The organism is Nocardioides sp., assembly GCF_036493135.1.
Lineage (GTDB): Bacteria > Actinomycetota > Actinomycetes > Propionibacteriales > Nocardioidaceae > Nocardioides.
In genome coordinates, this window is the sequence record NZ_DASXQG010000048.1 from 37275 (window position 1) to 60222 (window position 22948).

A 22948-nucleotide genomic window follows, 5' to 3' on the forward strand; every position below is an offset into this window, starting at 1 on the left:
ATGGCACGGCTCATGCGGCCCGGGCGACGGGGTGCCGCTTCGTCCGCGTCCGCTGCCGGATCCGCTTCGCGATGTACGCCGAGTCACGACGCGCACCGTGGATCAGCATCGAGCTGGCGGCCGATTGGAAGGAGAGACCGCAGAAGAAGAGTCCCGGGGCGCGGTCGACGACACCACGCAGCTCCTCCGGCCAGCCGTGCTCGTCGAGGACCGGCAGGTCGATCCAGTCGAAGGCCTGTTGGAACCCCGTGCACCAGACGACGTTCGCCACGTCGACCACGCGACCGTCGGCGAGAACCGGCCGACCGTCCTGGACGCCGACCACCCTCTCGTGCACGCGCTCGACGCCACGGGCACGCAGGTCGGCGCGCTTCACCCGGAGGGCTGGTCCGCCATGGAACCGGAACTCGTTCATCTCCTTGCGTCCGATAGGTGTCCGCCGGCTCAGGATGTGGGTGAACGTGAAGACGACCAGGGGGAAGACGACCGTGAACATCGGCGTGCCGAGGCGCACCGGGATCTGGCCGGGGTCGCGCCCGCACAGGATGGTGGGTCGGCTCGCGGCGACCTCGTAGGCGACATCAGTGCCTGAGTGCGAGCCCCCGACCACCAGGACCGGGCCGTCTCGGAGCTGGGAGGGCCGGCGGTACTCGCTCGAGTGGAGCTGCGTGATCATCGGGTCGAGGCGGTCGGCGAAGTCCGGGACGTAGGGGGTCCGCCCGAAGGTGCCGGTGGCGACGACGACGTTGTCCGCCCCGATCGTGCGGTCACCGAGAGTGGCGAGATAGCGATCTCCGTCTGCCTCGAGGCCGTCCACACGCTGGCCGAGACGTACCGGGAGGTCGAAGCGCCGGGCGTACGCCTCGAAGTAGTCGGCCACCTCGTCCTTCCCGGGGAAGGACCAGCTGGGCGCGGGGAACGGCATGCCCGGCAGTCCGTCGTATCGGGCGGGGCTGTAGAGCCGCAGGGTGTCCCACTGCCGACGCCAGCCATCGCCGACCCGGTCCTCGGCACCGATGATCAGGAACTCCCGGCCGGCCTGTGCCAGGTGATAGCCCGTCGCGAGTCCGGCCTGGCCGGCTCCGATGATGAGGGTCTCGACGTCTTCGTGTGCCATGGCCTGCTCCCGTCCTCTGGTGCTGGTGATGGCCGCACACGCTAGGGAGCGCGCTCCGCTGACCGCATCGGGCGACCTACCCATTCCGCGGGCGGCTGTGGGTAGATCGACGCATTTCGGCGCGCGAAGCGGCGGCTCCAGAAGAGCATCAGCCCTGACGAGAGCAGGTAGTAGCCGTGCAGGAACCAGATGGGTCCCAGCGGCAGGTGGAAGACGTAGATCGAGTAGACCGCGTTGCCGACGTTGGCGAGCACGAGGTTGCCAGTGCTGTACGACGTGAGATCGCGGCTGCGGACAGCCTTGCCCAGCATGGGCAGCGTCGCGAGCGCGAACACCAAGGTGGCGGCCAGACCCGCCAACGTCGGCATCGAGCTCCACATACCGGCAACGTAGGTGGCCCGGTCGAGGATCCGCGTCGGGAGGATCGATCATTCCGATCGACGGACATGGGTCATCCTGGCCATCGCCCTTGTCCGGCCCTGCCGCAGACTGGTAGGACGGCTCGCACGTTCGGCTCTCGGGTGAGGAGGGCACGACATGGACCGCACCTGGCGGTGGGTGACCGACGGTGGTCTGGAGACGGACCTGATCTTCCACCACGGGGTGGACCTCCCGGAGTTCACGGCGTACCCGCTGCTTCGCTCCGACGAGGGGCGAGCGGCCCTTCGGACCTACTACGAGGGGTACGCCGCCATCGCCGAGCGCGCCGGCGCCGGGCTGCGGCTGGAGTCGCCGACGTGGCGGGCGAACCCGGACTGGGGTGCGGTGCTCGGCGACGACGCAGCGGCCCTGGACGCGGCCAACCACGCAGCGATCGAGTTCCTGCGTGGCCTCGCCGACGAGTGGGGCGGTCGGGTCGACGGCACGACCGTCGTCGGCATGGTCGGCCCTCGCGGGGACGGCTACGCCGCGGGCAGCGCGACGAGTGCGGACGAGGCGGCCGACTACCACGCCGCTCAGGTGGCGTCGTTCGCCGCCGCCGGGGCCGATCAGGTGTCGGCGCTGACCATGACCGACACGCACGAGGCGCTCGGGGTCGCGCGGGCGGCCGCGGCGGCCGGCATCCCGGCGGTCATCTCGTTCACCCTCGAGACCGATGGCCGGCTCCCGAACGGAACTCCGCTCGGCGAGGCCGTGACGACCGTGGACGACGACACGCCTCCGGCGTACTTCATGGTCAACTGCGCGCACCCACAGCACGTCCTGCCGGCCTTCGCGGACCCCGGCCCCTGGGTCGAGCGGGTCCGGGGTCTGCGCAGCAACGCCTCGACGCAGAGTCACGCCGAGCTCGACGAGGCCGAGACGCTCGACGAGGGAGACCTCGACGTACTGGTGCCGGCGCACCGGGCGCTGGAGGAGCGGCTCCCGGCGCTGGAGATCGTCGGCGGCTGCTGCGGCACCGACGCCCGCCACGTCGCGGCACTCTGGGGGGTCCGGCTCACCTGAGCGGCACGAACCGGTACGAGCCGTGCCGCGTGATGCCGACGCCGCGCATCGAGGAGGCGACGCGGAGCATCGTTCCGTTCACCGGCACGACCATCACCCCACCCGTGTGCAGCTGCGCGACCAGGTCGTCGGGGAGCTCGCGTGCCATCGCCGAGACCAGGATCCGGTGGTACGGCGCAGCGCTCGGCAGGCCGAGGACGCCCGTCGTGACCTGGTGGATGCTCGCCCATGGCAGGTCGGCCCGGTCGAGGTTGTGGGTGCCGAACTCCACCAGTTCGGGCTCCAGCTCGACCCCGAGGACCCGCCCGGTCGGCCCGGTGAGGCGGGCGAGCAGCGCGGTGGACCAGCCCGATCCGCATCCCACGTCGAGCACCTTCTGGCCCGACTGCACGTCGAGCAGCCGCAGCATCGCCCGGACCGTGCTGGGCTGGGAGTTCGTCTGGCCGAGCCCGATCGGCAGCGGGCCGTCGTACCCCGCGTTCCGACGTTGTGACGCCGGCAGGAACTCCTCCCGGGGCGTCGCCGCGAACGCCTCCGCCACCCGGTCGACCCCGCCCATCACCCCACGGTAGGCGCCATTCACGGACTACCGGGAACGACGCAGAGGGGGACGCGGGACGAAGAGGGGGACCCGGGCGGCGTACTCGCCCCAGCCGGGGCGCTGCGACATCGTCTTCTCCAGCAGCCGGGCGCCGGTGACGTTGCGGAGGAAGTGGGTCATCGCGAGCGGAGCGAGGACGGACACGAGCGCGGGCCACCAGCCCGACGCCGCGCCGCCCACGAGCCAGATGCCCCACCAGACCAGGGCGTCCCCGAAGTAGTTCGGGTGCCGGGTCCAGCCCCAGAGACCGCGGTCCATCACCGGCCCGCGGTCCGGGTCGCGCTTGTACGCCGCGAGCTGCGCGTCGCCGACGGCTTCGAACGCGGTGCCGACCGCCCAGACGACAACCCCCACCCACACCAGCCAGGTCAGGTCGACGTCCCAGTGCGCGGCGGCCATCACCGGCAGCGAGACCAGGCAGATCGCGAGCCCCTGGGTCACGAAGACCTTGGTGATCGCAACCCGGAACCCGCCGTCGCCCAGCATCTCGGCGTACCTCGGGTCCTCACCGTGCCCCTTGGCCCGCCTGAAGACGTGCCGCGACAGCCGAGCACCCCACACCAGCACGAGTACCGCGACCAGCCACCGTCGCCACGGGGTCCCGGTCCCGACCACGGCGGCGGCGACCGAGATCGCCGCCAGCGCGAGCCCCCACGTCACGTCGACGACCGAGACCCGCCCGGCCCGGCGCGCGGCGTACGCCGTCACCAGCATCGAGACCGCCGCGACCCCGATCGCGAGGAGCGCCAGCCCCCACCAGGTGGAGATCACCAGGCACGCTCGGGCGGCAGGTCGTGAGCCGCGCCGGGCCGGACGCAGAGCATCTGGTCGACCCCCATCCGCCCGTCACGGAACGCGAGCGAGCCGCCCACCAGGTACAGCCGCCAGACCCGCACCACCTCCTCGCCGACCAGCGCGGTGAGCTCGGGCAGGTTCAGCTCGACGTTCTCCAGCCAGCCGGCGACGGTGCGCACGTAGTGCTCGCGCAGGGACTGCACGTCGCGCACCTCGAGGCCGCCGCGCTCGAGGAGAGCCACGGTCTCGCCGACCGGCCGCATGTGCATGTCCGGGGCGATGAACGACTCGATGAACGGCCCCCCGCCGGGATGCCTCGCGGTGCGCGACATCTGTTGCACGAGGACCCGCCCGCCGGGACGCACCACCCGCCGCAGGACGTCGACGTACGTCGGATACCTGCGCTCGCCGACGTGCTCGCCCATCTCCAGGGATCCCACCGCATCGAAGTAGTCCCGTTCCGGGACGTCTCGATAGTCCTGCAGCCGGACCTCGACCCGGTCTCCCAGCCCTCGCTCCGCGATGCGCTGGTCGACGAACCTCTTCTGCTCGGCCGCGATCGTCACGCCGACCACCCGCGCGCCGAAGTGCTCGGCCGCATGCAGGGTCAGCGACCCCCAACCGCACCCGACGTCCAGCAGGCTCCGATCGGGCCCGAGGTCGAGCTTGCGGCAGACCAGGTCGAGCTTCGCGCGCTGGGCCGACTCGACGGTCTGATCGGGATCGTCGCCGTAGTAGGCGCACGAGTACGCCATCGCCGGGTCGAGGACCAGCGCATAGAACTCGTTCGACAGGTCGTAGTGGTGACTGATCGCCCGCCGATCACGGCGCCGGGTGTGCAGCCGTCCGCGCATGCGCGCCTGCGACGCCGGGGGCGGCAGTGGCTTCCCGAGGACGCCGAGGCTGCCCAGCGTGCGCAGGCCGTGGGCGAGCGCCGAGGGGCTCGGCCGTCCCGGGAGGCCGCGCTCGCGACCGACCGCGAAGGCATGCGTGAGTGCCGCGCCCAGGTCGCCCGGCACCTCGAGCTCGCCGGTGACGTAGGCCTGCGCCGCGCCGAGCTCGCCCGGGTGCCAGAGCAGTCGCCGCAACGCGTCGGGGCTGGTCAGCTCCACGACGGGCGCATCCGCCGGCCCCGCCTCGGAGCCGTCCCACGCACGCAACTGGACCGGCAGCTCACCACCGACGAACGGCCGAGCCGCCTCGGCCAGCTCTACGGCGACCCCGCCGACGCGACTCGTCCTACGACGAGAGATGGTCGCGGTCACGGCGCGTCCTCCCGTGTCAGCACGATCTGGTTGACGTCGATGTAGCCCGAGGCGAAGCCGGCCCGGGAGTACTCCAGGTAGAAGTGCCACATGCGTACGAACGTCTCGTCGAAGCCGAGCGTCAGCATGCTCTCGTGCGCGGCCAGGAACCGCTCGTCCCACTGCCGCAACGTCTCGGCGTAGTGCGAGCCGAAGGCCAGTCGATCGGTGACCCGTAGCCGCGTGTGCCGGGAGGTGATCTGCTCGATCACGTCCACCGACGGAAGGAAGCCTCCGGGGAAGATGTACTTGTTGATCCAGGTGTAGGTACGACGCGTCGCGACCATCCGGTCGTGCGGCATCGTGATCGCCTGGATGCCCACGCGCCCGCCGGGTCCGGTCACCCGGTCGAGGATCGCGAAGTAGTCGACCCAGAAATCGTGGCCGACCGCCTCGATCATCTCCACCGACAGCACCACGTCGTACGTCGTGTCGTCCGGCAGGGCGCGGTAGTCGAGCAGCTGGACGGTCACCCGGTCGGCGAGGCCGGCGGCCGTGATGCGCTTCTCGGCGAGGTCCCGCTGCTCGGTGGACAAGGTGATCGAGTGCACGAGGGCGCCTCGACGAGCGGCCCGGATCGCCAGCTCACCCCAGCCGGTGCCGATCTCGAGCACCCGCGTGCCCAAGCCGACCGCCGTGTGGTCCAGCAGCCGCTCGATCTTCCGGCCCTGGGCCCGGGCGAGGTCGGCTCCCTGCTCGGGGGCAGTCATCAGCGAGAAGCCGTTGAGGTGAAGCTCCTCGCCGTCGAACAACGCGGCGGAGTAGGTCAGGCTCTCGTCGAGGAACTGCTCGAACAGCTCGTTCGACAGGTCGTAGTGGTGGGCGATGTTGTTGCGCGAGTTCGTCCGCGTGCTCCGCTCGCGTCGCGGCGGCCGCGCGACGGCGAGGGCGCGCAGCGTCTGCAGCCAGTCGGGCACGAGGCGCGGCAGGTCGGCCGCGAGCACCGTCAGGAAGGCGCCGAGGTCGGGTGCGTCCCACGCCCCGGACAGGTAGCCCTCACCGAAGCCGATCAGCGCCCCGCGACCGAGCCGTGCGAAGAACTCGTCCGGCCGGTGGATCGTCATCTCCGGACCACCCGCCCCGAGGGTTCGGCCCTCGAGGCGGACGGAGACCGGGAGCCGCCGGACGCCGGCCAGGAACAGCCGGCGGGCGACGTACGCCGAGACGGTGGTGCGGGCTCCGGCCGGGACCCTCATCAGGTCGGGCCACTGGTCGATCGCGGGGCGGCTGACGACGGCGGTCATCGAGGCCTCACCTCGTGGGCGACCTCGTCGGAGGCCGGCCGGGGCTGTACCGGCAGCCGGCACAGCCACAGCGCGATCCCGTGCGCGCGGATCAGGGCCGAGCCTCGGAGTGCGGCGGGCGCGGCCCGTCGTGGTGACGACTCGGTACGGCGTCCGTCCAGGGTCGCGGTGAACGTCGCGCCGTCGTCGCTGTGCAGCGTGACCGCTATCAGCAGATCGTCGCCCGGCACCGGAACGCGCACGTCGTACCAGCCGTCGGTGCCGTGGAACGGCGAGACGTACAGCGCCTTGTCGACCCGCGCGCGGCCACGGTCGTCGGGGTGGACGAGGTAGGCGTGCCGGCCGCCGTAGGTGTTGTGCACCTCGACGATGGCGCAGGCGAGACGCCGGGTGTGGTCGAAGCACCAGAAGACGCTGATCGGGTTGAAGCAGTAGCCGAACGCGCGGGCGTTCGCCGCCATCAGCACGCGGCCACCGGTCGGGTCCACGCCGTGCGCGGCCAGGAACGCCGCGACGTTCTCGCGCAGTGACGCCTCGGGTGAGCCGAGGTGGTCGCGCGCCTCGAACGTGCCGAGGACGCCGTGGTCGGGCAGCGCGTCGAGGTCGACCAGCCACGTGTGGGCGTGGTGCTCGAAGGTCCTGCGGAAGGGCCGACGTCGCGTGTGCCGGATGCGCGACGCGAACATCCCCGGCCGCGGCAGCGCCGGCCCGTCCCACGGCAGCCCGAGGTGAGCGGCCGCCGCGGCGCCGGAGCGCGCCCCGTCCTCGTGGAAGCCCCAGCCGTGGTAAGCGCCCGCCAATGCGATCCGCGCGGTGTTCGCCTCCGGGAGCGCGCGCTGCGCGGCGACCGACTCGGGGGTGTAGATCGGGTGCGCGTACTCCATCCGCGCGACCACCGTGTCGGGGTCGACGAGCTCCTCACCGCCGAGCGTGACCAGGTAGTGGGTGTCGGTGGCGAGCCGCTGGAGCCGGGTCAGATCGTAGGTGACCGTGACGCCGGTGCGGGCGTCGCGCGGGCGGAGGAAGTTCCAGGAGGCTCGGGCCCCTGAGTTCCGTGGCAGCACGGAGGTGTCGGTGTGCAGCAGGGCCGCGTTGTCGCGGTACGGGATGGCGGCCAGGGCTCGGCGCTGGGACGCGGTCGGTTCGGCCAGCATCGCCAGTGCCTGGTCGGGATGGGTCGCGACCACCACCGCGTCGTACGTCGTGGTCGCTCCGTTGCCGTCGGTGACCAGCACCCCGGTGGAGGTCTCGAGCACCGACGTGACCTTCGTGCCCACGCGGACGTCGTCGAGGCCGACGGCGACCTTCGCGACGTACTCGCGTGACCCACCGACGACCGTTCGCCACTGCGGCGAGCCGGTGACGGACAGCATCCCGTGGTGTGCGAGGAACTCGAAGAGGTAGCGCGCGGGGTAGTCCAGCGCGACTGCCGGGTCGCACGACCAGACGGCCGCGACCAGCGGCTCCATGAACTGCCGGCGGAAGTACGGCGAGAAACGTCCCTCGGCAAGGAACTCCCGAAGTGGTGTGTCTCCGGAGTGGGAAGACTCCCGGAGGAGAGCGCGGGCGCGCCGATGGAACCGCGGGACCTCACCCAGCATCCGGAGGTACGCCGGACGGGTCAGGTTGCGGGCGGTCGGGAAGAGGCCGCGCGCTCCCAGCGCCCCGGCGTACTCGAGCCCGGTCGCCTCGTCCCGCACGGACATCGACATCTCCGACGGCTGCGTGGCGACCCCGACCTCCGCGAACAGCCGCAACAGCGTCGGGTAGGTGCGCTCGTTGTGCACGATGAAGCCGGTGTCGACCGCGAGCCCGCCCACGTCGTGCGTGTCCGCGTGCCCGCCGAGGCGAGCGTCCGCCTCGTAGAGCGTCACGTGAGCGGTGCGGGCGGCGACGTGCGCGGCGGTGAGACCGGCGACGCCGGACCCGATCACCGCGATCCGCCGGCGCCCGGTCGCTTCGTCGGTCATGCCGGGTCGGTCCCTCCGCCGGCCGTACTCAACGGGAAGAGGGCGACCGCCGGGAGGGTCGGGGTCTTCGACCCGGCCGCGGGCTCGACGCTGACCGCGGCCGCCTGGGCGGTGGAGAGGTTCCCGGTGAGCACGGTCGGCTGGTCGGCGTCCGGCATCAGGCCGGCCGACACCATGCCGCGGCCCGGCTGCTGGAGCCAGAGCTGGTAGGTCTTGCCGTCGCCGGGGTCGGGCACCTGGTCGCCGATCATCACCGCGCGCCCCAGAGACGGCGAGCGCACCAGGGTGAGCCGGCCGCCGCCGTTCGGCAGCTGCTCGGTCACCCGGACCGCATCCGGTGCGTTCAGGACCTGCTCGGCGATCGTGGCCGCGTCGTGCTGCCAGGGGTGCCAGGCGAGCACGCCGACGGCCAGCAGCACCACAGCGGCGGCAGCCAGAAGCAGGTGCGGCAACCGGCGACGCCGTACGGCGGGCTGGGTGGGCTGGGCGGGCTGGGTGGGCTCGGTCGTCTCCGCCGACGCGGAGTCCGGCGGCAGGGGTCGCACCTGGCTGATCCCGGCCAGCACGCTCGACCGCAGCGACGCCGGCGGCGCCTCGGCCTCGGTCTCGGCGAGCCGCGCGCCCGTCTCGCGGAACGACGCGACCTCGGCGCGGCACTCGGCGCACTCTGCCAGGTGCTGCTCGAACTGGGCCCGCTCGATGTCGTCGAGGGCGTCGACGGCATAGGCACCCGAAAGCGCGTGGATCTCGCTCATGCCTGCGCTACCTCTCCGACGCCCAATGCGTCCCTGAGCCGGATCAGCCCGTCCCTGATCCGGGTCTTCGCCGTGCCGACCGGAAGGTCGAGCATGGAGGCGACCTCGGTGTGCGTGTAGCCGCCGAGGAACGCCAGCACCACCGCCTCTCGCTGCTTGCTGGTCAGGTGCGCGAGGGCCGCGCGGACGCGGGTGGCTTCGATCGAGGTGGCCGCGGCCTCGGCCGTCTCGTCATGGGCCACCGACATCTCACGCTGCCCGTACGCCGCGTCGCGGCGGCCCGAGGCCTCGGCCGAGCGGACCCGGTCGACGGCCTTGCGGTGCACGATCGTCAGCAGCCACGAGATCGCGCTGCCCTTGGCCGCGTCGAAGCGCGCGGCGTGGCGCCAGCAGTCGAGGTACGACTCCTGGGTCACCTCCTCGGCCTGGGCCCGGTCACGCAGCACCCGGACGGCGAGGCCGAACGCGCGAGCCGAGGTGGCGTCGTACCACTCGGCGAAGGCGCCCTCGTCCCCGCGGCTCGCCCGCCTCAGGAGCTCAGCCAGGTGTGCGGCGACCGACCCGCCCCCCTCCGAGGGTGGTGGGTCGGACGGCACGGGCCTCAGGTGGCTCACGGTTCGATCCTGTCGTCTCGGGTCCCGACTGTCAGCGTCCGAAGGGTCGCGAACTGTGTGCGGTCAAGGGGCGTTCGGAGCGGCTCGTGGTCCGGATTGGCCAGGGGTGCCGGGGGATCAGGGATCGGCCGGTTTGGCAGGATGCCGCCATGACCGACGAGCTCGTGCACTACGCCGTCGCCGACGCCGTCGCGACCATCACCCTGGACTCGCCGCACAACCGCAACGCCCTGTCCCAGCAGCTGGTGACCGAGCTGTTCGAGCGGCTCGAGCGGGCGAACGCCGAGGACACCGTGAAGGTGGTGCTGGTGCGACAGGCGGGGAAGGTCTTCTGCTCGGGCGCCGACTTGTCGGAGGCGACGACGATCGGCATGGAGGAGGGCGCGCGGCGGATCGTCGCGCTCCAGCGGCTGATCGCGACCCTGGACAAGCCGGTGGTCACCCGAGTTGCCGGCGCGGTCCGGGCCGGCGGCATCGGGATCGTCGCGGCGAGCGACGTCGCGATCAGCGCCGACGACGCGTCGTACGCCCTGACGGAGGTGAAGCTCGGCCTGGCCGCCGCGATCATCTCGCTGACCGTCCACGCCCGGATGAACCCGCGGGCGGCGGCGCTGACGACCCTGGGCGGCGAGGTGTTCACCGGCGCGCAGGCCGCGACGTACGGCCTGGTCACCCGTGCCGTCCCGGCGGACGGGCTGGACGACGCCGTCGCGACCGTCTGCGCGCAGCTGGCCACCGGCACGGCCCAGGGCCTGCGGGAGTCCAAGCGGATCCTCAACGCCGACCTGGTACGCCGCATCGACGCGCTCGGCGGCGACATGGCCGCGCTCAGCGCTCGGCTGTTCGCCTCGGACGAGGCGCGCGAGGCGATGACGGCGTTCCTGAACCGGAAGCAGTCGTAGGCAACCATTCGGGTGGCCCGCCGGGTAGTTCAGGGCATGACCACCAGGACCGTCGTCGACTCGGCAGGCCGCGTGGAGCCCGGTGACAGCAGGGCGTACCTGCTGACGCACGACCACGCGCTCGCCGAGGAACTGATCCAGACATCGCTGGCCAAGGCGTGGTTCGCCTGGAAGCGGATCGACGGCCAGCCGGAGCCGTACGTCCGCAAGATCCTGGTCAACACCTACGCCTCCTGGTGGCGACGGAAGTGGAACGGCGAGCAGCCGAGCGAGACGTTGCCGGAGCCGGCGGTCGAGGAGGCCACGGATCCGACCGATCTCTGGACCGCGATGGAGCGACTCCCGCGCCGGATGCGAGCCGTGGTCGTGCTTCGCTACTTCGAAGACCTCACCGAGGCCCAGGCCGCCGACGTGCTCGGCTGCTCCGTGGGCACCGTCAAGAGCCAGGCCAGCAAGGCTCGGGCGGCGGCGGGCAAGCTGCCAACCCGGACCTGTGGGCACCCGTCGGCGCATCCGTCCACGTCCGCATGACCCGGGGCACCGGCACGTACGGCGTGGCCCTCGACGAGCGCACCGACTGAGCAGTCACCGGGTTGCTTCGTGCACCTGGAGAAGGAGATCCTCCCCGGCGAAGCCGATCCGGTAGGCCACGCCGGGGGAAGAACCACGGAAGAAGGTCAGGGTGTGCCGGCGGCCGCTGACGATGAACGTGCGCCACGTGTCGGTGCGGTCGCGCAGGGTCACGACGTACGACGTCGCGGGAGCGTCTCGCCATCGCTGGAACGGCGAGCGCATGACGCTCGAGCCCGATGCGATCCGCAGATCCTCGGGGCCCGGCGCGGGTCCGGACGCGATCAGAGCACCCGACCCGTCGTACCGGCACACCTGACCTTCGACGGCGGTCATGTCGAGCAGGAAGAACGAGTCGTGCAGCCCCGGAGCGGACGCGCCGTCGACGTTCAGTCGTCCCGCCGAGACAGGTGACGGGGGACACGTGGGCGGAGGTCCGGGTGGGTCGTAGCGGGTGTGGCCGCTCGAGGCCTGGCGGCCGAGCGCCCGCACCAGGTCCGAGTACACCGTGCCGCCGGAGGCGATCCCGATGTACCCCTTGCTCGGGGAGGCCGCAGCCTGGCAGGGGCCAGTGTTGCCGTCGATCCTCGTCGAGGTGCCGTCGGAGAACCCGACCCGGACCGAGAACTCCGTGCTGCCGAAGGCGAACGGACAGCTGTGCGCGGTGCCGGTGCTGGCCTGCCAGGCAGCCACGAGTGACGCGGCATCCGAGACCAGCACGCCCGTCGGCGTGAGTGAGAGGACTTCGTCGCGACCGGAGAGCCGTGTGGGACAGAAGGTCACCCACGCAGCAGTTCCCTGGGTGAAGTCGGCGTGGTCCGGTGTGCCGCCGCACGGGTGAGCCGGTACGTGGGTCCCGACAGGTGGTCGGGCGCCGTCGCGCACCGGCTCCGAGCCGATCAGCAGAGGAGCAACGATCACTGCCGTGACGGCGACCGCAGCGGTCACCAGCCCGCCGGCACGGCGCCTCCGACGCGTACGACGCGCGCCGTTCTCGGAGCGGGCGACGAGCCCGGTCAGGTCGGGTTCGGCCGGGACCGCCTCCTTCAGGCGGGCGTCAAGAGCATTGCGTTCGGCTGCACTGAGCTCGGTCATCGAGCCTCCTCGGCGTCGTCCGGGTCGAGGAGGCCTGAGGTGCGGAGGGCGGCGATGGCGCGGGAGTGGTGCTGCTTGATCGTGCCGACCGAGCAGCCCAGGGCGGCGGCGGTGTCGGCCTCGGTCAGGTCGGCGAAGTAGCGCAGCACGACGACAGCACGCTGCTGGCGCGACAACGACCCGAGCGCACGCAGCAGGTCGACGTCGACGTGCTCGTCACCCACGCGTACGTCCGGGACCCTGCCGCTGGGGATCTCACCGACCCAGCGCCGGCCACGCCACGACAAGTACGTCGTGACCATCGCGCGACGGACGTAGGCCTCGAACGAGCCGTCACCCGACACGCGCTCGAAGTGCGGCCACGCCTTGGTCAAGGCCGTCTGCACCAGGTCCTCCGCGAGATGGCTGTCGCCGGTGAGCAGCCAGGCGGCACGCCACAGCGCGCGTCCGCGCGCGGCGACGTACTCGCTGAAGTCCACCGGACCCCCTCACCACTTCAACCTGCTGAGCCCGGTGGAAGGTTGACACGCCGCCTGGTGCCTCGGGGATCAGCGGGTCTCGACCAGGCTCCGGGTCAGGAGCACCAGGGTCATGAAGGTCCGGTACAGCCGCAACGGGTCGTCGTCCTCGCAGCGCACGCTGGTCGAGGTGACCCGCTCGACGCCGCGCAGCCAGGTCGCCTGCTCGGCCATGTCCGGAGAGATCAGCTGGATCTCGAGGGTGGCCGGGAGGCCGATCGCGGGGGGCGTCGCGGTCACGTCGGAGAGAGCAGCGGCGACGCCTTCGCGGATGCGTTGCTGGGCGACGTGGGGATGCAGGTGCTCGGCGGCGTACCGGCTGATGGAGGTCTTCACCTCGATCACCTCGATGCCCGGGCAGAACGGCGCGGCCTCGGGCCCGACGTACTGGTCGCCGGTGATCACCGCGATCGGGACGCCGTGATGCTGGGCGACCAGCGCGTTGATCCCGGCCTCGCCGGTGAGGGTGCCGTTGAGCACGACGTTCGCGATCGCACGCGGGTTGTAGGTGTGCGACAGGATGCCCGGCGTCGGCATCGCGGCGTGGTAGCCGAGGAACAGCGCGACGTCGTACGACGCGTCGAGCCCCTCCATCATGTAGAGCGGCTTGAACCGCCCCGAGAGGTACGACGCGTGGCCACCGAGCTGCCCGGGCGGGAGGTTGCGCATGAACGAGTGGCTGTCATTGACCAGGATCTGCGTCGCGCCGGCTTCCGTCGCCCCGTCGATCACCCCGTCGATCGCCGCGTTGACCTCGCCCAGCACGAGGTCGCGACCGAGCGGGTAGTCATCGCCGCCCGGGATGCACTGCTCCCAGTCGGAGATGCCGGCGACGCCCTCCATGTCCACCGAGATGTAGACCTTCACCGGCCGAGCATGTCAGTTCCGACGGCTGCCGGGGTTCACCGGTTCTGGTGCAGCTTGGGAGAGAGGGCCAGGGTCGGTCCCTGCTTGGTCAGACCGCGCTTCTGCAGTCCGTCGTCGGCGAACTGGGTGTTGCGGTTCGTCTGGATGTCGAACGCGACTCCCTCCCTCACCGCTGCGGGCGCGCCGAGGCAGGAGGCGGGAAGGGTCGTCCCCACGCGACCCTTCCGGTGCGACACGTGGATGGCGAGCCCGTCGCAGGCGATCCGGGCGCCGTTCGCGTCCTGGAGCTGGAGGACCTTGCCGCTCGGGCTCTGGGCGGCGAACCACTCGAAGTGGGCACTGCCGGTGCGGACCTTGCCGTCCAGCAGCCAGTTCCTGCCGACCTTGCCGCTGCGCAGCCAGACCGTGCTCACCAGGCCGCTCCTCGAGTAGGAGAGGCGCGTGCGCACGATGTCCGCCGCCTTGTTGTGCGGGGCGTTGGTGAGCGTGCTCGGGATGCGGAAGCGCTGGACGTCGTGAGTCGCGTCCCGATGGGTGAACGTCTGGGCGAAGGCGGAGCCGGGGACGGCCAGGACCGCCACGACACCAGAGCCGACCACCGTGCGAAGAAGGTGGCGAGCGTGCATGAGGAACCCCGTGGTTCGTGCAGCGAGCGGCGGGACGACCCCCGCGATCCGAGCATCCGTCGACCGAACCCGCCCGATTCGGGAGATCCTAACGGCGTGCGGATCGCAACAGATATCATGGACGACTTGTCGTTTTGAGCCGGAGCCGCTCACCCGAGCGGTTGGGGATCCGAGGAGACTTCTACGTGGCTGACGAGTTGCTGACCGCTGAGCTCGCCACCGAACAGGGCTTCGTCGACCGCGTGTACGTCCAGCTGGACAAGTCCGCGCGGAACGCCCAGGCGCTGGCCCGTGAGGGGCACGGGCGGGGCGCCCTCGGTCACGAGGGCGGGCTCGTCGAGCGCGACGCCATGGTGTTCCAGGCCGCGCGCCGGATCGCCCAGCTCGACGCGGCGCACGAGGGACTCGTCTTCGGCCGGCTCGACCTGCAGGACCGGGTCGACTCCGAGCCGCGCTACATCGGGCGCATCGGGCTGCGTGACGACCAGCGCGACTCGCTGCTGATCGACTGGCGGGCACCCGCAGCCGCGGTGTTCTACCAGGCGACGGCCGGGTCCCCGCATGACGTGATCCGCCGCCGCGTGCTGCGTTGCGCCGGGCCGAAGGTCGTCGGCATCGAGGACGAGCTGCTGGACGCCGACGCCGAGACGGACCTCCCGATCGTCGGCGAGGGGGCGTTGATGGCGCAGCTGTCCCGCGCCCGCGACCGCTCCATGCACTCGATCGTCGCCACCATCCAGGCCGAGCAGGACCAGGCCATCCGTGCCCCCGCCAAGGGCGTGGTGGCGATCAGCGGCGGCCCCGGCACCGGCAAGACCGTTGTGGCGCTGCATCGCGCGGCGTACCTGCTCTACACCGACCGCCGTCGCTACGAGACCGGTGGCGTCCTCGTCGTCGGTCCGTCGGGTGTCTTCATGCGCTACATCGAGCGGGTGCTCCCGTCGCTGGGCGAGACGGCCGTCGCGCTGCGGTCGCTCGGTGAGGTCGTCGGTGGCCTGCGGGCGACCCGTCACGACGCTCCGGCGGTCGCGGCCGTCAAGGGCTCGGCGCGGATGGCCGAGCTGATGCGGCGTACGTCGCGCCAGCCAGCACCCGGGTCGCCCAAGGAGTTCCGGGTCTTCTGGCGCGACGACGTGATCCACCTCGACCGCGGAGAGCTCGCCAAGCTGCGTCGCCAGCTGACCGGCCAGCGCAACCGCCAGCTTCCGCGGGTCTCCTCGTCGCTGCTCGACGCGATGTGGCGCCAGGTGCGCGGTGCCCGCGGCCGCGAGCGGGGTCGCGAGGCCTTCGACGACGACATGCTGTCCTCGCAGGCGTTCGTCGACTTCGCGCTCTCGTGGTGGCCGCCGCTCTCCGCGCCCGAGGTGCTGGGCTGGCTCCGCGACCCCGAGTTCCTCGCCCGGGTCGGGCAGGGGGTCGTCACGCCCGAGGAGCAACGCCTGCTCGTCGAGTCGTGGCAGGCCGGCGACCTGTCGATCGAGGACGTCCCGCTCGTTGACGAGCTGCGCTACGGCCTCGGCGACGTACCCGACCGGGCACGCGAGGAGGATCACGAGCTCGACGACTTCGTCGGCGCCGACCTCCAGGAGCTGACCACCATGGCCGAACGGGAGTACGGGCCCGGCTCCGGCCCGTGGCAGCCACCGGCGCACCGGATCGACGACGACGGCTATGCCCATGTCCTCGTCGACGAGGCCCAGGACCTCACGCCCATGCAGTGGCGGATGGTCGGTCGACGCGGCCGCACCGCCACCTGGACGATCGTCGGAGACGCCGCCCAGTCGTCCTGGCCGGTTCCCGACGAGTCGGCGGCCGCACGTGCCTCCGCGATCGAGGACAAGGACCTGCACGAGTTCCACCTCTCGACCAACTACCGGAACTCCTCGGAGATCTACGAGTACGCCGCGGCGTACGCCGAGCGCGCGGGGCTCGACGCCGATCTCCCGACCGCCGTCCGGTCGACCGGCGTCGCGCCGCGCGAGGTTCCGGCGGGTGCCGACCCTGCGGTGACCTTGCGCGAGCAGCTCACCGAGGTCGCGGGGGCCGTCGCCGGCACCGTTGCGGTCGTGGTGCCGGCCGACCGTCGTTCGGAGGTCTCGGAGTGGCTGGCCTCGTGGCCGGAGTTCGCCGCCGATGCACCGCACGCGACAAACCCGGCGGCCGCCGGCGACGACCGGATCGTGGTCCTCACCGGCATCGACACCAAGGGTCTGGAGTTCGACGGCATCGTCGTCGTCGACCCGGACGCGATCGAGGCCGAGTCCCCGACCGGCCGGGCGACGCTCTACGTGGTCCTGACCCGCGCCACCCAGCTGCTCACCCTCATACGCTGACCTGTCAGAAAGTGTGCCGCCCGTGTGCGCTGACCTGTCAGAAGTGCGCCGCCTGTGTGCGCTGACCCGCCAGAAGTGCGCCGCCCGTGTGCGCTGACCCGCCAGAAGTCATGCCGGGTGGGACGTCGACACGTGCACTCTTCTGACAGGTCAGCGCGTTTTCGGTGGCATCTTCTGACGGGTCAGCGTGGTCAAACGGCGACCGGCTCCTCGGTCGGCTCGGCCAGCTCGGCCTCCACGGCCTCTTGGTGCGCGTGCACCTGGCTCCGGGAGGGCAGCAGCAGGCTGGCCACCGCGGAGAGCGCGTAGCCGCCGGCGGCCACCCAGCAGGCGGCGATCAGTCCGGACCGCGGTGATGCCGCGTCGTACGACGTGCCGACGACACCGAAGAACACGGTCCCGGTGATCGCCACCCCGAGTGCGGCCCCGACCTGTTGGACCGTGCCGTAGGCGCCCGAGGCCGCCCCCGCCTCGGCGGTCGGGATGGTCGCCAGCGCGACGTCGACCAGCGGCACCACCAGGAGCCCGAGGCCGATCCCGGACACGACCAGCGCCGGGGCCAGGCCCCACGTGGACAGAGCGTCGCCCTGGCCGTGCACCACCGCCAGCACCCAGACGGTCGCCGCCGACTGGAGCACCGCGCCGACGACCATCACGACCTTGCCCAGCTTCATCCCGAGCGGCACCGAGACTCCGCTGCCGACGAACGCCCCGAGGCTGAAGGGCAGCAGGGTGAGCCCGGCGTGGACGGGCGACCAGCCGAGACCGGTCTGGACGTAGACGGTCAGCACCAACGCGAACCCGGCCAGCGCGCCCTGGAAGGCGCCCTGGGTGACCAGGCCGGCGGAGAAGCCGCGGTCGGCGAACAGCCGCATCGGCAGGAGCGCGGAGCCCATGGTGCGCTCACGGCGTACCTGCTGGACGACGAACGCCGCGAGCACCAGCAGCCCGCCCGCACCGAGGGCCAGGATCCAGGCCGCCCAGTTCTGCTGACGACCCTCGATCAGGGCGTACACGATGCCGAGCAGTCCCGTGGTGACCAGCACGAGCCCGACCGGGTCGAGCCGGAGCGGGTGCTCGGAGCGGGTGTCGGGGACCCAGCGCAGCGCGAGCGCGACGAGGACGACCCCGACCGGCAGGTTGATCAGGAAGATGCTTCTCCAGCCGATCCCGAAGGCGTCGCTGCCGACCAACCAGCCACCGAGCACCGGGCCGATCACCGCCGACATCCCCGACACCGCGCCGATCACGCCGAGCATCGCCGCCCGCTCGCGCGGAGCGTAGAGGGCCTGGAGCGATGACAGCACCTGCGGCACCATCATCGCCGCGAACCCGCCCTGCACGACGCGGGCGATGAGGAGGACGCCGATCGTCGGCGCCACGCATGCGAGCGCCGAGCCCACGGTGAAACCGATCACGCCGGTTACGAACAGTCGGCGGCGCCCGAACATGTCACCGAGCCGGCCACCGGTGATCATCAGGACGGCGAAGGACAGCAGGTAGCCGCCCACGGCCCATTCCAGCTGGGCGCCGCTGGCGTCGAGGTCGCTCCGGATCGACGGGAGCGCGACGTTGACGATCGTCGCGTCCAGCAGGTCCATGAACGACGCGAAGATGAGCACGCCCATGGCGAGCCCGCGCTTCTCGGTCATCTCGTTCTCCTGTGAGTGTTGTAGTCTTGGATGTGAGAAGTCCCAGAACGGGGTATCTCTGGTTCGGAATAGTTCCGATATGGAGAGAGTAGCGAGGGCGATCGAAGTTGTCCACCCGGAAGCAGGTCGGTGAGCGGATCTCCCTGACCATGCAGGAGGTCATCGCGTCGGCAGTGCTCACCAACGAGCGCATCGCCCGCTCGATCGGGCTCAACGTCGTGGACTTCCAGACGTACGGCGTGCTGCTGCGCAACGCCGAGCCGATGACCCCGGGCCAGGTCGCCCAGGCCACCGAGCTGCCCTCGAGCACGACGACCCGGGTGCTCGACCGGCTCGAGGCGAAGGGCATGGTCGAGCGCCGTCCGGATCCGGGAGACCGGCGCAAGGTCTGGGTGCACCCGGTGCAGTTCCACGACGCACGCGTCGAGTCGGCGTACGCGGACATCGTGCGGCAGATGGAGGACGTGCACGCCGGCTACACCGTCGCCGAGCTGCAGACCGTGCTCCGCTACCTGAGCGAGATCAAGAACGTCCGCTGAGCGTCGGTAGGGTCGGTCGCCATGACCGCCGCCGCGTCGCCGAGCCCAGCCCGCGACGCCATCGCCGCGCTGCAGGGGCACGAGGCGTGGGCGATCATCCGGAGGTCGACGCGCGCCGGTGACCGCGACACGGTCGGCCTGGTCGGCGGCACGCGTCGCGTGGTCGAGTCGCTGCTCGACATCCCGCTCGAGGACGGCGTGCCCGAGGACGGCCACATCGCCGACCGGCTGATCGCCGTCCCGTTCAGGCAGGTGCGCGAGCGCGGCTTCGCGGCACACGACGACGGCACTCCGTTGGTGGTCGTGGACGTCGAGACCGAGCTGGAGTTCACCGTCGACGAGGTGATCGACGCGATCGACGACACCGGTGTCGACCTGGCCGACCGGGGCGGGTTCGACATCGACGACGCGGCGTACGCCGACCTGGTCGCCGCGATCATCCGCGACGAGATCGGCCAGGGCGAGGGCGCGAACCTAGTCGTGGGGCGCCACTACCGCGCGCAGGTCGCCGAGTGGGACGCCGGCAAGGCGCTGACCGTCTTCCGCAGACTGCTGCAGCGCGAGCACGGCGCCTACTGGACATTCGTGTTCTTCACCGGCGACCGATACCTCATCGGAGCGAGCCCCGAGCGGCATGTGTCGGTGCACGGCGACGACGTACGGATGAACCCCATCAGCGGGACCTTCCGGCTGCTCTCGGCGGGCGCGACCGATGAACCGCGTGACCTGCGCAGCGACCTGCTGGAGTTCCTGCGGGACGAGAAGGAGATCTTCGAGCTCTTCATGGTCGTCGACGAGGAGCTGAAGATGATGTGCGACGTCTGCGACAAGGGCGGCCAGGTGCTCGGGCCGTTCCTGAAGCCGATGAGCCGCCTGATCCACACCGAGTACTTCCTGGCCGGCCGCACCAGCCGCGACCCGCGCGAGGTCCTGCGCGACACGATGTACGCCGCAACGGTCACCGGCAGCCCGGTGCAGAACGCCTGTCGGCTGATCAAGAAGTACGAGTCCGAGGGTCGCGGCTACTACGGCGCGGCCCTGGCGATCCTCGGCCGCGACGCCGAAGGCGCCCCCGTCGTCGACAGCCCGATCGTGATCCGGACCGCCGACGTGGACCTGGAGGGCCGGCTGACCGTCACCGCGGGCGCCACCCTCGTGCGCGACTCCGACCCGGCGTACGAGGTCGCCGAGACGCACGCGAAGGCCGGCGGCATCCTCGCGGCGTTCGGGCTCGTCGCCCCGGCGCCGGCTCCGAGCATCAACGTCGCAGAGCTGGTCAACGACGAAGACGTCGTGCTGGAGCTGTTCACCCGCAACCAGCGCCTCGCGTCGTTCTGGCTCGCCGACCAGTCGGGCGCGCGGCCGGACCCCGCCCTATCCGGGAAGAGGGTGGCGATCCTCGACGGCGAGGACGACTTCGTGAACATGCTCCGCCACGTGCTCGGTGTCGCCGGGATGGCGAGCACGGTCGTCCCGCACGCGTCGTACGTCGAGGGGTCGCTGGACGATGCCGACCTCGTGATCGTCGGACCCGGCCCCGGCGATCCGCGCGAGGGCGACGACCCGAAGATCGCGACGTTCCGCGGAGCCGTCGACGGGCTGCTGGCCACCGGCCGGCCGTTCCTGGCGGTCTGCCTCGGCCACCAGGTGCTCTGTGACCGGCTCGGCATCCCGCTGGTCTACAAGGACATCGTGTTCCAGGGCACCCAGGACGAGGTGGTGCTCGACGGGCGGCGGGAGCGGGTGGGTTTCTACAACACCTTCGTGGGACGCGTCTTGCCGGACCTGGTTCTACCCGACGGCGTCTCGGTCGACGCCGACCCGGGCACCGGAGACGTCCACCAGGTGCGCGGGCCGCACTTCCGCGGCATCCAGTTCCATGCGGAGTCGATCCTGACCCAGCACGGCGCCGACCTGATCCACCGCCTCGCGGCCGACCTCCTGGGCTGACCGTGTGACCTCGCGGACAGCGGTGTCAGGAACTCGTCAAGACGCGTGAGTCCCGCCCCCGCGCGACGGAGGCTGGGACCGTGAGCACCCACGTCTCCTCGCGCACGGGCACCGACTCCCCGGTGGCCCCATGACCGCGACCCTGCCGCTGACCCGGCGCGCCAAGGACTGGCTGGTCACGGAGGGGGAGGTCGGGCACGCCGACACCGGCAAGCCGTGGTGGAAGGTGATGTGCCTGACCGGCGTCGACTACTTCTCGACGCTCGGCTACCAGCCCGGCATCGCCGCGCTCGCTGCCGGACTGCTGTCCCCCGTCGCCACCCTGGTGCTGGTGGCTCTCACCCTGCTCGGTGCGCTGCCGGTCTACCGCCGCGTCGCGGAGGAGAGCCCGCACGGCGAGGGCTCGATCGCGATGCTGGAGCGGCTGCTCAGCTTCTGGAAGGGCAAGCTGTTCGTACTCGCGCTGCTCGGCTTCGCCGCCACCGACTTCATCATCACGATGACCCTGTCGGCCGCCGACGCCAGCGCCCACCTGATCGAGAACCCCAACCTCCGCTCGACCCTCTCCGGCCACCAGGTCGCGATCACCCTGTTCCTGCTGGCCCTCCTGGGGGCGGTCTTCCTGCGCGGCTTCACCGAGGCGATCGGCCTGGCGGTTGGGCTGGTCGGGGTCTACCTCGCGCTCAACGTCGTCGTGATCGGGGTCGGCCTGTGGCAGATCGCGACACACCCCCACCTCGTCCCCGACTGGAGCGCGGCACTCACCCAGCAGCACGGCAACGCCCTGGCCATGATCGGGGTCTCGCTGATCGTCTTCCCCAAGCTCGCGCTCGGGATGTCCGGGTTCGAGACCGGGGTCGCGGTCATGCCGCACGTCAGTGGCGACCCGAACGACACCGAGGCACGCCCGGCGGGTCGGATCCGCGGCACCAAGCGGCTCCTCACCACGGCCGCGGTGATGATGAGCATCTTCCTGGTGACCAGCTCGTTCGTCACCACGCTGCTGATCCGCCCGGCGGAGTTCGAGGCCGGTGGCCGGGCCAACGGGCGCGCGCTCGCCTTCCTGGCGCACGAGTACCTGGGCAACGCCTTCGGCACGACGTACGACGCCGCGACGATCGCGATCCTCTGGTTCGCCGGCGCCTCCGCGATGGCCGGCATGCTGAACTTGATCCCGCGCTACCTCCCCCGCTACGGCATGTCGCCGGAGTGGGCCGGCGCGGTCCGGCCGCTGGTACTGATCCTGACCGGCACGGCGTTCCTGATCACCTGGATCTTCGACGCGAGCGTCGACGGTCAGGGCGGTGCGTACGCCACTGGCGTTCTCGTGCTCTTCACCAGCGCGGGTGTCGCCGTGACCCTGGCGGCGCGGCGAGCCGGTCAACGCAAACGGATGGTCGGGTTCGCAGCCATCTCGACGGTCTTCGCCTATACCACCGTCAGCAACGTGATCGAGCGGCCCGACGGCGTGAAGATCGGAGCCTGCTTCGTCCTCGCGATCGTGAGCGTCTCGATCGCCTCGCGGATCAAGCGGGTCTTCGAGCTGCGCGCGACCGAGATCGACTTCGACGCCACCAGCCAGGTCTTCCTCCGCGACTGCGCGCGCCGCACGATCCGGCTGGTCGCGCACCAGACGGAGGACCGCGACGTCGAGGAGTACGTCGAGAAGGTCCGGCAGCTGCGTCGCGACCACGACCTGCCGACCGACCCGGACGTGATCTTCGTGGAGGTGACGGTGGTGGACCCGAGCGACTTCGAGGGCCGGCTGCAGGTGCGTGGCGAGGTGCTGCACCAGCGCTACCGGGTGATGAGCGTGATCGCCTCGTCGGTACCCAACGCGGTGGCCGCCCTGGCGCTCCGGATCCGCGACGACACCGTTGTGATCCCCCACATCTACTTCGAGTGGACCGAGGGCAACCCGGTCCAGCAGCTGCTGCGCTTCCTGCTGTTCGGGTCCGGCGAGGTCGCGCCGGTCACCCGCGAGGTGCTGCGCCGGGCCGAGCGCGACCCGACACGGCGTCCGCACGTGCACGTGGGCTGACCGTGGTGG

The 22948-nt window shown here is 71.3% G+C and carries 21 protein-coding genes; 7 read left to right on the plus strand and 14 right to left on the minus strand.

Translation table 11 applies throughout. The annotated features are described in order from the left end of the window. Positions 1–10: 10 nt before the first annotated feature. Both VGJ24_RS08675 and VGJ24_RS08680 read right to left on the minus strand, forming a co-directional pair. Positions 11–1117 (minus strand): NAD(P)/FAD-dependent oxidoreductase, encoded by a 1107-nt coding sequence (locus VGJ24_RS08675; RefSeq protein ID WP_331500137.1) that lies wholly within the window; start codon positions 1115–1117, stop codon positions 11–13. Between the two features lie 41 nt (positions 1118–1158). Continuing rightward, a complete protein-coding gene (locus VGJ24_RS08680; protein ID WP_331500138.1) occupies positions 1159–1497 on the minus strand; it encodes a hypothetical protein in 339 nt (112 codons plus the stop codon). A 157-nt stretch (positions 1498–1654) separates the two neighbouring features. On the opposite strand from VGJ24_RS08680, the gene VGJ24_RS08685 reads away from it, so the two are divergent. Further along, a complete protein-coding gene (locus tag VGJ24_RS08685; protein ID WP_331500140.1) occupies positions 1655–2563 on the plus strand; it encodes a homocysteine S-methyltransferase family protein in 909 nt (302 codons plus the stop codon). On the opposite strand, the gene VGJ24_RS08690 is transcribed toward VGJ24_RS08685, so the two are convergent. The 7 genes from VGJ24_RS08690 to sigK are packed head-to-tail and all read right to left on the minus strand — an operon-like array spanning position 2556 to position 9846. After that, positions 2556–3122 carry a protein-L-isoaspartate O-methyltransferase family protein gene (locus VGJ24_RS08690; RefSeq protein ID WP_331500142.1) on the minus strand — a complete coding sequence of 189 codons (567 nt, stop codon included), beginning with the start codon at positions 3120–3122 and terminating at the stop codon, positions 2556–2558. The two genes, VGJ24_RS08685 and VGJ24_RS08690, sit on opposite strands and share 8 nt — an antisense overlap. 27 nt (positions 3123–3149) lie before the next feature. After that, entirely contained in the window at positions 3150–3935 is a 786-nt protein-coding gene (locus VGJ24_RS08695) for a DUF1295 domain-containing protein (protein WP_331500143.1), read from the minus strand. Beyond that, positions 3932–5224: a cyclopropane-fatty-acyl-phospholipid synthase family protein gene (locus VGJ24_RS08700; protein ID WP_331500144.1), complete on the minus strand. Its 1293-nt coding sequence runs from the start codon at positions 5222–5224 to the stop codon at positions 3932–3934. The genes VGJ24_RS08695 and VGJ24_RS08700 overlap by 4 nt, the downstream gene beginning before the upstream one ends. Then, positions 5221–6507 (minus strand): cyclopropane-fatty-acyl-phospholipid synthase family protein, encoded by a 1287-nt coding sequence (locus VGJ24_RS08705; RefSeq protein ID WP_331500145.1) that lies wholly within the window; start codon positions 6505–6507, stop codon positions 5221–5223. The genes VGJ24_RS08700 and VGJ24_RS08705 overlap by 4 nt, the downstream gene beginning before the upstream one ends. After that, complete coding sequence (locus VGJ24_RS08710) at positions 6504–8477, minus strand: FAD-dependent oxidoreductase (RefSeq protein ID WP_331500146.1); 1974 nt, start codon at positions 8475–8477, stop codon at positions 6504–6506. Before VGJ24_RS08710 ends, VGJ24_RS08705 begins: the two co-directional genes overlap by 4 nt. After that, positions 8474–9232: an anti-sigma factor gene (locus VGJ24_RS08715; protein WP_331500147.1), complete on the minus strand. Its 759-nt coding sequence runs from the start codon at positions 9230–9232 to the stop codon at positions 8474–8476. Before VGJ24_RS08715 ends, VGJ24_RS08710 begins: the two co-directional genes overlap by 4 nt. Then, complete coding sequence (gene sigK / locus VGJ24_RS08720) at positions 9229–9846, minus strand: ECF RNA polymerase sigma factor SigK (RefSeq protein ID WP_331500148.1); 618 nt, start codon at positions 9844–9846, stop codon at positions 9229–9231. Before sigK ends, VGJ24_RS08715 begins: the two co-directional genes overlap by 4 nt. 149 nt (positions 9847–9995) lie before the next feature. On the opposite strand from sigK, the gene VGJ24_RS08725 reads away from it, so the two are divergent. After that, positions 9996–10748 carry an enoyl-CoA hydratase-related protein gene (locus VGJ24_RS08725; RefSeq protein ID WP_331500149.1) on the plus strand — a complete coding sequence of 251 codons (753 nt, stop codon included), beginning with the start codon at positions 9996–9998 and terminating at the stop codon, positions 10746–10748. 36 nt (positions 10749–10784) lie between these two features. Further along, a complete protein-coding gene (locus VGJ24_RS08730; protein ID WP_331500150.1) occupies positions 10785–11279 on the plus strand; it encodes a SigE family RNA polymerase sigma factor in 495 nt (164 codons plus the stop codon). A gap of 54 nt (positions 11280–11333) precedes the next feature. Here the strand turns inward: VGJ24_RS08730 and VGJ24_RS08735 are convergent, their stop codons facing one another. From VGJ24_RS08735 to VGJ24_RS08750, 4 genes are all read right to left on the minus strand, one after another. Continuing rightward, positions 11334–12413 carry a hypothetical protein gene (locus VGJ24_RS08735; RefSeq protein ID WP_331500151.1) on the minus strand — a complete coding sequence of 360 codons (1080 nt, stop codon included), beginning with the start codon at positions 12411–12413 and terminating at the stop codon, positions 11334–11336. Next, positions 12410–12892 carry a SigE family RNA polymerase sigma factor gene (locus VGJ24_RS08740; RefSeq protein ID WP_331500152.1) on the minus strand — a complete coding sequence of 161 codons (483 nt, stop codon included), beginning with the start codon at positions 12890–12892 and terminating at the stop codon, positions 12410–12412. The genes VGJ24_RS08735 and VGJ24_RS08740 overlap by 4 nt, the downstream gene beginning before the upstream one ends. Positions 12893–12961: 69 nt before the next feature. Further along, complete coding sequence (locus tag VGJ24_RS08745; RefSeq protein ID WP_331500153.1) at positions 12962–13798, minus strand: M55 family metallopeptidase; 837 nt, start codon at positions 13796–13798, stop codon at positions 12962–12964. A gap of 35 nt (positions 13799–13833) precedes the next feature. Continuing rightward, positions 13834–14424 carry a hypothetical protein gene (locus VGJ24_RS08750; RefSeq protein ID WP_331500154.1) on the minus strand — a complete coding sequence of 197 codons (591 nt, stop codon included), beginning with the start codon at positions 14422–14424 and terminating at the stop codon, positions 13834–13836. Positions 14425–14609: 185 nt separating this feature from the next. Here VGJ24_RS08750 and VGJ24_RS08755 point away from each other — a divergent pair, with 185 nt between their 5' ends. Then, positions 14610–16757, plus strand: a complete 2148-nt coding sequence (locus tag VGJ24_RS08755; RefSeq protein ID WP_331500155.1) for a HelD family protein — start codon at positions 14610–14612, stop codon at positions 16755–16757. 191 nt (positions 16758–16948) lie between these two features. Here the strand turns inward: VGJ24_RS08755 and VGJ24_RS08760 are convergent, their stop codons facing one another. Next, the gene (locus VGJ24_RS08760; protein ID WP_331500156.1) at positions 16949–18409 is read right to left on the minus strand and encodes a DHA2 family efflux MFS transporter permease subunit; all 1461 of its coding nucleotides are present in this window, start codon (positions 18407–18409) and stop codon (positions 16949–16951) included. A gap of 107 nt (positions 18410–18516) precedes the next feature. On the opposite strand from VGJ24_RS08760, the gene VGJ24_RS08765 reads away from it, so the two are divergent. The 3 genes from VGJ24_RS08765 (at position 18517) to VGJ24_RS08775 (ending at position 22939) form a co-directional block, all read left to right on the plus strand. Continuing rightward, on the plus strand, positions 18517–18948 hold the full coding sequence (locus VGJ24_RS08765) for a MarR family winged helix-turn-helix transcriptional regulator (protein WP_331500157.1): 432 nt from the start codon (positions 18517–18519) through the stop codon (positions 18946–18948). 21 nt (positions 18949–18969) lie between these two features. Next, on the plus strand, positions 18970–20898 hold the full coding sequence (locus tag VGJ24_RS08770) for an anthranilate synthase family protein (RefSeq protein WP_331500158.1): 1929 nt from the start codon (positions 18970–18972) through the stop codon (positions 20896–20898). A gap of 130 nt (positions 20899–21028) precedes the next feature. Beyond that, positions 21029–22939 carry an amino acid transporter gene (locus VGJ24_RS08775; protein ID WP_331500159.1) on the plus strand — a complete coding sequence of 637 codons (1911 nt, stop codon included), beginning with the start codon at positions 21029–21031 and terminating at the stop codon, positions 22937–22939. The last annotated feature ends 9 nt before the right edge of the window (positions 22940–22948 follow it).